The organism is Microbulbifer sp. (assembly GCF_051659245.1).
Lineage (GTDB): Bacteria > Pseudomonadota > Gammaproteobacteria > Pseudomonadales > Cellvibrionaceae > Microbulbifer.
The window spans coordinates 47,658-55,728 of the sequence record NZ_JBOFOC010000171.1 but is presented as its reverse complement, the minus strand read 5'-3'; the positions used below and the strand labels follow the sequence as shown (position 1 = coordinate 55,728).

Annotated in this window: 7 protein-coding genes; 3 read left to right on the top strand and 4 right to left on the bottom strand. The window is 63.8% G+C overall.

Translation table 11 applies throughout. The annotated features are described in order from the left end of the window. Nucleotides 1–59: 59 nt before the first annotated feature. From ACRC0P_RS16540 to can, 3 genes are all read right to left on the bottom strand, one after another. Entirely contained in the window at nt 60–572 is a 513-nt protein-coding gene (locus ACRC0P_RS16540; protein WP_438632406.1) for a flavin reductase family protein, read from the bottom strand. Nucleotides 573–846: 274 nt separating this feature from the next. Next, complete coding sequence (locus ACRC0P_RS16535) at nt 847–2,487, bottom strand: FAD-dependent oxidoreductase (protein WP_438632405.1); 1,641 nt, start codon at nt 2,485–2,487, stop codon at nt 847–849. Between the two features lie 164 nt (nt 2,488–2,651). Continuing rightward, nucleotides 2,652–3,308 carry a carbonate dehydratase gene (gene can, locus ACRC0P_RS16530; protein ID WP_438632404.1) on the bottom strand — a complete coding sequence of 219 codons (657 nt, stop codon included), beginning with the start codon at nt 3,306–3,308 and terminating at the stop codon, nt 2,652–2,654. A gap of 300 nt (nt 3,309–3,608) precedes the next feature. Between can and ACRC0P_RS16525 the strand changes: the two genes are divergently transcribed. Both ACRC0P_RS16525 and ACRC0P_RS16520 read left to right on the top strand, forming a co-directional pair. After that, nucleotides 3,609–4,118 (top strand): GNAT family N-acetyltransferase, encoded by a 510-nt coding sequence (locus tag ACRC0P_RS16525; protein ID WP_438632403.1) that lies wholly within the window; start codon nt 3,609–3,611, stop codon nt 4,116–4,118. A gap of 143 nt (nt 4,119–4,261) precedes the next feature. After that, nucleotides 4,262–4,993 carry a 4'-phosphopantetheinyl transferase family protein gene (locus ACRC0P_RS16520; protein ID WP_438632402.1) on the top strand — a complete coding sequence of 244 codons (732 nt, stop codon included), beginning with the start codon at nt 4,262–4,264 and terminating at the stop codon, nt 4,991–4,993. Here ACRC0P_RS16520 and ACRC0P_RS16515 read toward each other — a convergent pair. Beyond that, nucleotides 4,885–5,643, bottom strand: a complete 759-nt coding sequence (locus ACRC0P_RS16515) for a thioesterase II family protein (protein WP_438632401.1) — start codon at nt 5,641–5,643, stop codon at nt 4,885–4,887. The two genes, ACRC0P_RS16520 and ACRC0P_RS16515, sit on opposite strands and share 109 nt — an antisense overlap. Nucleotides 5,644–5,777: 134 nt before the next feature. Between ACRC0P_RS16515 and ACRC0P_RS16510 the strand changes: the two genes are divergently transcribed. After that, nucleotides 5,778–8,012 carry a TonB-dependent siderophore receptor gene (locus ACRC0P_RS16510; protein WP_438632400.1) on the top strand — a complete coding sequence of 745 codons (2,235 nt, stop codon included), beginning with the start codon at nt 5,778–5,780 and terminating at the stop codon, nt 8,010–8,012. The last annotated feature ends 59 nt before the right edge of the window (nt 8,013–8,071 follow it).

Here is an 8,071-nt window from a genome sequence, read left to right as displayed (position 1 = left end):
TGTCGGGGTGAACTAGTTACGATTTGGCACTGAAATGGGCCTGACTGGCAATCCGGAAGTCAGTCCCCAGCCAGGGCGCGATAGCGGCCCCGGTGGAAAACCAGCGGTTCACCGCCGCTGGCGGTGAACTCCAGCACTTCCCCGAGCAGGATGGTGTGGTCGCCGCCGTCAATGCACTGCACCCGGCGGCAGAGGAAGTGGGCAGCGCAGTCGTCCAGCAGCGGCAGTTGCGCCGGGCCGGAATGCCAGTGGACCTGGCCGAATTTGTCGCTGCCGCGGCCGGCGAAGAGGTTGGAGATATGCTGCTGGTCCGCCTTGAGTACGTGCACGGCAAAGTGGTCGTTGGCGGTAAAGGCGTTGTAGCCCAGGGCCTGCTTGTCGATGCTCCAGAGCACCAACGGCGGTTCCAGGGAGACGGAATTGAAGCTGTTGACGGTCATGCCCACCGGCTGGCCGTCGGCATCCCGTGTGGTGACCACGGTCACGCCGGTGGCGAACTGGCCCAGGGTGTCGCGCAGGGCGCGGCTCCGGGAGAAGGCGGGAGAGAGGGCTCGATTGCTGTCTGCCGTCATACTTCTGGTCAATTCTTGTGCAAAGTTTGTCGTGACGGCCATTCTACGGGAAAAGCGGCCCGTTTGCGCGTATTGCATTGTTCAGCACATGTGTGCCTGCAATTCGGCCCGCTAAGTCCAATACATCGAGTTGGAGCTCAACTCGGCCTCAACTCGGCACCTGTAGGAGCCATGACCGCGATTTGGGTGGCTAATTCCCCAGGCTGATCGCGGGCATGGGCGGATGGCCGCCCCCCCCGCTCCTACAAAGTGACCTGACTCAATGGTATTGGCGCTACTCCATCAACGGCGCGCACTCGGCGGTCAGCGCGTCCCGGGCGGCGATGGCGCTGCCGGTCAGGGCGAAGCCCAGCAGGCGGTTGCCGGCGTCGCGGAACTCCGCGCGCACGCCGTCCTCGCCGGCGTCGATCTGCCAATCGCCCTCGGCGCCCCGGCGCGGGGGGCAGACCACGGTGGGGCGCAGGGTGGTTTTCACGGCCACGGGAATGGCGCCGTAGTGCACTTTGCTCCGCCTGCCGCTGAGGGTTGCGGCCAGGGCGCGGGCGCAACTGGCCAGGGGGGCGACGAAGTAGAGCAGGTGGCCGTCCACCTCGGCACAGTCTCCGAGGGCGTAGATATCGGGGTTGCTGGTCTGTAGGTGGCGGTCCACCAGGATGCCGCGGTCCACCGCCAGGCCGGCGGCCTCGGCCAGGCCGGTATTGGCCTGCAGGCCCAGGGCGGCGAGGGCCAGGTCGGCGTGCAGGGTTTCGCCGTTGTCCAGCCGCGCGCGAAGGCCCCCGCCGTCGCGGGAAAGATCGGCGACGCGGGTGTTGCCGTGAAAGCGCACCCCGGCGGCCTCCAGGGTGCGCTGCAGGTCGCGCCCGGCGGCCTCCGGCAGCAGCGTGGCCAGGGGCCAGTCCAGCGGATCCACCATCTCCACCTCGTAGCCGGCCTGGGTCAGGTCGTTGGCAAATTCGCAGCCGATCAGCCCGGCGCCCAGCAGCAGCACCCGCCGGCGCCCCACCAGGGCGGTGCGGAAGCGGTGGTAGTCCGCCAGGCTGTTGATGCGGAACAGGTGCGCGCGGCCGTCGCCGTCGATGGGGGGCAGGGGACGGCAGCCGGCGCCGGTGGCCAGCACCAGTTTGCCGTAGCGCAGTTCCGCGCTGTGGCTGTCGCCTTCAGGTACCAGGGTGATAATCCTGGATTCCGCGTCGATGCCGGTGACCCGGGTGTGCACCAGGATTTCCGCGTTTAATTCCCGCGCCATTTCCTCGGCGGAGGCGGCGGCCAGTTGCTGCGGGGTCTTGCCGTGGGCCAGGGAGGCGGAGAGCAGGGGCTTGGAGTAGGAGGTGCCGTCGTCGCCAGTGATCATCACCAGCGGTGTGTGGCTGTCCAGTTTGCGGAGTTCCTTTGCCAGGTGGTAGCCGGCGAGGCCGGTGCCGATGATCACCAGGGGTTCTCCCTCTCCGGTGGCGCTTTCGGGGCTGGCCGCCGGCTGCGGCTCGGCCTCGCTCACCAGCACCATATCGAATTCTTCCTTGCTGACACCGCACTGGGGGCAGCACCAGTCATCGGGAATATCCTCCCAGCGGGTGCCGGGTGCTATGCCGTCTTCCGGCCAGCCCTTGGATTCGTCGTAAACCCAGCCGCACACCATGCACTCCCAGACGCGGTAGCCGGCGGCGGCAGTCGCGGGGGCTTCGGCGGTTCCGGTTTGCAGGACGGGGGCGTTGATTTCAGGTTCTTCCCGGCGGGGCTCGGAGGCCACCGGCAGCATCTCGAATTCCGCCTTGGCGGCGCCGCATTCCGGGCAGTACCAGTCGTCGGGAATATCCTCCCAGCGGGTGCCGGGCGCTATGCCGTCCTCCGGCCAGCCCTTGGCTTCGTCGTAGATCCAGCCGCAAATCTGGCATTCCCAAACGCGGTAATCAGACATGTATCCCTCCAATTAAATCTGGCAGAGCCAGATTACCAATAAATCGGCTGGGCATATTAGGAAAAATAAGCGGAAAAATCGTCACGTCGCAATAGTTGTTGCGCCTGTGCCTGGCGGCACTCTCCCGGCACTCTCCCGGCACTCTCCCGGCTCTCGATGCGGCTCTATTCGCTGTCGCGCTGGGCGATATTGGTCAGTGCGCTGTGGTAGATCTCGGCGATTTCACCGGGATGGGTGATGGAGATACCCAGGTCGTGTACCAGGCCGTCCTCGAGGCCGTAGACCCAGCCGTTGACCGTGAGCGGCTGTTTGGCCTTCCAGGCGTCGCGCACGATGGTGGTCTGGCACACGTGGATCACCTGCTCCAGCACGTTGAGCTCGCACAGCAGGTCCATCCGTTCCCTCTGCTGGAAGAGGTCGATCAAGGTGTGGTGCTTGTCCCGCACGTCCTGGATATGGCGCAGCCAGTTGTCGATCAGCCCCAGTTGCTGGTTATCCAGCGCCGCCTGCACGCCGCCGCAGCCGTAGTGACCGCAGACGATAATGTGCTTGACCTTGAGAATCTCCACCGCGTACTGCACTACCGAGAGACAGTTGAGATCCGTGTGCACCACCACGTTGGCCACGTTGCGGTGCACGAAGAGTTCGCCGGGTAGCAGGCCGACGATTTCATTGGCGGGCACACGGCTGTCGGCGCAGCCGATCCACAGGTATTCCGGCGATTGCTGTTTCGACAGTTTGAAGAAGAAATCCGGTTTTTCCTGCCGGGTGGCGAGAGACCACTGCAAATTGTTCTCGATCAGGTGCTTGAGCGGGCGCAACGCGGTTCCCCAACAATGACTGCCAGTGCGGCAGGATAGCCAGTTTGTGGTCCCCGGCCAAGCGAATCCGTCCCGGTTTTGTTAATCTGCCACGAACAACAAGGGAGGGTTGATCGATGGCAAGGAGACAGAGCCGTTTTCACCGACACCGCCGCCGCTTTTACCGGTCGGGTCCGCTGTTCCGGTTCCGGAAGCGGGTGCGCTGGTTGTTGGCACAGCGGGTGCGGGTGGGCAGTTACCGGCGGTTTTTTCCGGGGAGAAGCGATGCAATGGCGGGATGTGGAGAGCGGGAGAACAACAATGAGTGAAGTGGCGGCGCGGGTGCAGGTGGTGATGGCGGACTACCGCGACTCCCGGCAGGGGGAGGATATCCTGGCACTGATGGACGAATACGCCCGGGACCCTTTCGGCGGTGGCGAGCCCATGTCCGATTTTTGCCGCGAGCACTTGCTGGAACGGTTGGCGGAATTCCCCGGCGCTTTCAGTGTGCTCGCCTATGATGGTGATGGCGACGGCGACCGGGCGCTGGGCCTGGTGAACTGCTTTATGGGATTTTCCACCTTTACCTGCCGGCCATTGGTGAATATTCACGATGTGGTGGTAAGTGCCGCGGCGCGGGGAGCGGGAGTCTGCACCGCGATGCTGGATTTTGTCGCCCGGGAGGCGAAAAACCGCGGCTGCTGCAAGCTGACCCTGGAGGTGCTGGAAAAAAACCTGCCCGCGCAGACCGCGTACCGCAGGTCCGGCTTCAAGCCCTACGCGCTGGATGAGGAGTGGGGCACGGCGCAGTTCTGGCAGCGGTATTTGTAGAGGATTGTTCGGAGTTTTTACCGTAACTCCGGAGATGGGCACGTCGCTGCGCTCCTTTGCCCATCCTACGATCTTCGGCGCCTCCTGTAGGATGGGCAAAGCGAAGCGTGCCCATCAAATCAGCTTTAGAAGGATTCCCACTCGTGCTGGATGTCTGGTTCACCCGCGAATTCCCCGACCTTCCCCCCTGCCTGAGCCGCGAGGAGCGCGAGCGCAGCGAGCGGTTCCTGCGGGAGGTGGACCGGCGCACCTTCGTGCAGGCGCACACTTTCAAGCGCCTGCTGATCAGTCATTACGATTCCACCACCGCCCCCGGGAACTGGCGATTTGACCGCTCGCCGCACGGAAAACCCAGTATAGATCCCGCCCACCGGTATCAATTCAACCTCAGTCACAGCGGGCCCTTCCTGGCGGTGGCGCTGGCGGATTTTCCGGTGGGTGTGGATATCGAGCGACAGCGGGAGCTGAACGATGGCGAAGCCCTGGCCGCGGAGGTTTTTCACCCGCGGGAGCGGGAGTGGCTGGCGGGGCAGGGCTGTTTTTACACCGCCTTCTTTCGCTTGTGGACCGTCAAGGAGGCCGTTCTCAAGGCGTTGGGTACCGGGTTTTCCACTCCTCCGGCCAGTTTCTGTTGCGAGATACTGTCGGATGAATCCGCATCCGCCACAGTCAATGGAAGTCGCTGGCACTGCTGGAGCCGCCAGGGGGGCGATTTTCACCTGAGCGTTGCCGCCCCTCTAGAGCCCCGTTGCGGCGTGCGCTATTTTCAGGTGCACGGGGAGCCGGCGGTCTCCCCGGTTCCCGCCGCCGAAACCTCCGATCCATCGGTGAGCAGCCTGTTGAGGTATGCCAGCACCGCGGACTGGTGTTCCTGAAGATAGAAGTGTCCCCCCGCGAATAACTCCAGGCTGAAGTCGCCGCGGGTGTGGGCGCGCCAGGCCCGCATATTCTCCACCGAAGTGCCGCTGTCCTCCCGGCCCGCCAACGCGTGGATCGGGCAGTCCAGCGGCAGCCCCTGCCGGAAGCGGTAGTTTTCGTAGAGGCGGAGATCGGCGCGCAGCACCGGCAGCAGCAGTTCCAGCATTTCCGGCATTTGCAGCGCGGCCTCGGGAGTGCCCCCGAGTTCGCGGAGAAATTCGATCAACTCCCCATCCGGTGCGTCGTGCAGGCGGCGGGGAGGGACGGGGAGTTCCGGCGCGCGGCGCGCGGAGACAATCAGCGCCCGGGCCGGTGGATGGCCCAGCTCCCGGAGCTGGCACGCCGTTTCAAACGCGATAACGGCGCCGAGGCTGTGCCCAAACAGTGCGTAGTGCGAAGTGCCCTGCGCGCGCACCCGCCGGGCCATCTCCGCCGCCAGCCCATCCACCGTCGCCGCAAAGGGATCGCCAAACCGGGTGCCGCGGCCGGGATATTCCAGCGGAACCAGTTCGATTCCCCCGCCGAGCAGTGTTCGCCAGGGGCGGTACATGGCGGAGGAGGCGCCGGCGCAGGGGAGGCAGAAGAGAGTCAGAGGGGAATGCGTCATTTCTTAATGATAAGTATTATCATTAAGCGTATCAAATGGTAATATTTCGCACCTCAGAAAAAGAACCCACTAAGGACCCAGGTGCTATGGATCATACGAACAGGAGCTGGCGGCGGATTGGGGGCGGAACCCGGATGCTTTGCGCCGGTATCGCCATGGCGGCTCAGTTGCCAGCCCTCGCCGCAGAAGCCGGGAAATCCTCCGAAAGAATAGAGATGGTGGCGGTGTACGGCACCGATATGAGCAACTACGTGTTCGACAAATCCGAGGCCGCCACCGGTTTCGATGCGGACACCGACGAACTGCCGCGCTCGGTGCAGGTGATCCCGGAACAGGTGATCCTGGACCAGAACGCCAGGACCCTGAGCGACGTGCTGCGCAACGTCGCCGGTGTAACCCGCGCTCACGGCTTCGGCGGCGCGGAAGACGAGTTCCTGATTCGAGGCATCGCCAACAACCACCTGTTCGTGGATGGCAACCCGGTCAGCGCCCGCTATCAGATCGACGTCTCCAACATCGCGCAGGTGGAAGTGGTCAAGGGCCCCGCCTCCATCCTTCACGGCCAGGTCAGCCCCGGTGGTATTATCAATGTGGTCACCAAAAAGCCCCGGGCCCGGGATGCCACGTCCGTGCAGCTCGATATGAACGAGCACGGCGGCCGGGAGCTGACACTGGACAGCAGTGGCCGGCTCGGCTCCGACAAGCTTCTCTACAGAACCGTGGTCGCCGTCGAAGACTCGGAGACCTTCCGCGAAGTCAATACCACCGACGGTACAGAGGCGACCGGTATCGAGCGGCTGAGCATTTCCCCGTCGCTCACCTGGATGCCCACGGAGCGGGACGAAGTCACCTTCCGCATCAGCCTGAACGACCAGGAAGTGCCCATCGATCGCGGCACCGTCGCGGTGGAAAACGAAAACGGCGGGCTGGAAATCGCCGACATCCCGCGGGAGCGGCGCCTGGGCAGCGAATTCGATATCCGCGACAGCCGGGACCTGCTGGTGCAGATGGATTACGACCACTACTTCAATAACGGCTGGACCAATCGCTTCAAGATCGGCGCCTTCGAGAAAGAATTCGACGACTACCAGGCCCGCCCGGCGGCGGGGCTGAACCCCGGGCTGACCACCCGCGCGGTGCAGAAGAGCAACGGCCTGCTGGCGCGTACCCACGACGGCAACCTGGACGTTGCCGAAAAAGATTTCTTTTTCTCCAACAGCCTCAGCGGCACCTTCGAACTCGGCGGCGTGGACAACAATCTCTACGTGGGCGCCAACTACTACCGCCGCGGCGTCGACCACACCGACGCTTTCGCACTCACCGGTGCCGGCATCCCCGGCATTTACACCTACGACGTGGACACCATCGATATCTACGCGGACGAGCAGCCCGCACTGACGGCGCCGAAAACCCAGACCGCCATAAGCCGCAACGACGAAGTGACCCATGAGGCCGGCCTGTCGGTACAGAACCTGTCGCAGCTCACCGAGCGCCTCAATTTGCTCGCCGGCCTGCGCTATGACTACTTCGAGCGCGAGGCCGAGCAGACCGCCTACTACACCGCGCTGAGCGCTGTCGCTTTCGTGGAAAATGCGACGCCGGGAAAACGCGAGGAATCCGACCACAACCACAATCTCAGCGGCCAGGTCGGTGTCCTCTACGAAGTGATACCGGGCGTATCCACCTACGGCGCCTACAGCGAATCCTTTCAGCCCAACTACACCGACATTACCGCCGGCGTGACCTCCCCGGACAACCTCGATCCGGAAAAGGCCAAGCAGGTGGAGCTGGGTATCAAGAGCCAGTTGTTCGACGACCGCGTGCGCCTGTCGCTGGCCTGGTACGACCTCAACCGGCGCAATGTGGCCAAGGCGGAAAACCTGCAGCTGCGCCTGAACGGCGAGGAGGACAGCCGCGGTATCGAACTGGAGGGTTCGGTACAGGTCGTCGACGGTATGAACCTGATCTTCAGCTACGCCCGCGTGGATGCCGAAATCATCGACGACGGCGAAGAGAGCCGGGATAACGAGGGCAACACTCCCTACGGCGTTCCCGAGGATTCCGCGCGGGTGTGGGGCACCTATGAATTTGTCGACGGCCGCCTGCGCGGCCTCGGCCTGGGTGCCGGCGCGGTCTACACCGGCAGCCGCCAGGGGGACGACGCCAACACCTGGACGCTGCCCTCCTACACGGTTTTCGACCTGGCCGCGTGGTACTACCTGCCGGTTTCGAATAACTCGCAGGTCAAACTGCAGGCGGGGATCAAGAATCTCACCGACAAGGAATACTACCCGGCAAACCTCAACGCCTTCCGTATCAATGTCGGCGAGCCGAGGACGGTATACGCCAGCGTGCGTTACGAGCTGTGACACTGAATTGGGAAATGCCCTGTAGGAGCGGCCCATGGCCGCGATCGGCATTCGCTACG

Excerpts from the sequence above, each read along its gene's own strand:
- ACRC0P_RS16510 (WP_438632400.1), top strand. The coding sequence starts at position 5,778 with ATGCTTTGCGCCGGTATCGCCATGGCGGCTCAGTTGCCAGCCCTCGCC.
- ACRC0P_RS16525 (WP_438632403.1), top strand. The coding sequence starts at position 3,609 with ATGAGTGAAGTGGCGGCGCGGGTGCAGGTGGTGATGGCGGACTACCGC.
- ACRC0P_RS16535 (WP_438632405.1), bottom strand. The coding sequence starts at position 2,487 with ATGTCTGATTACCGCGTTTGGGAATGCCAGATTTGCGGCTGGATCTAC.
- ACRC0P_RS16540 (WP_438632406.1), bottom strand. The coding sequence starts at position 572 with ATGACGGCAGACAGCAATCGAGCCCTCTCTCCCGCCTTCTCCCGGAGC.
- ACRC0P_RS16515 (WP_438632401.1), bottom strand. The coding sequence starts at position 5,643 with ATGACGCATTCCCCTCTGACTCTCTTCTGCCTCCCCTGCGCCGGCGCC.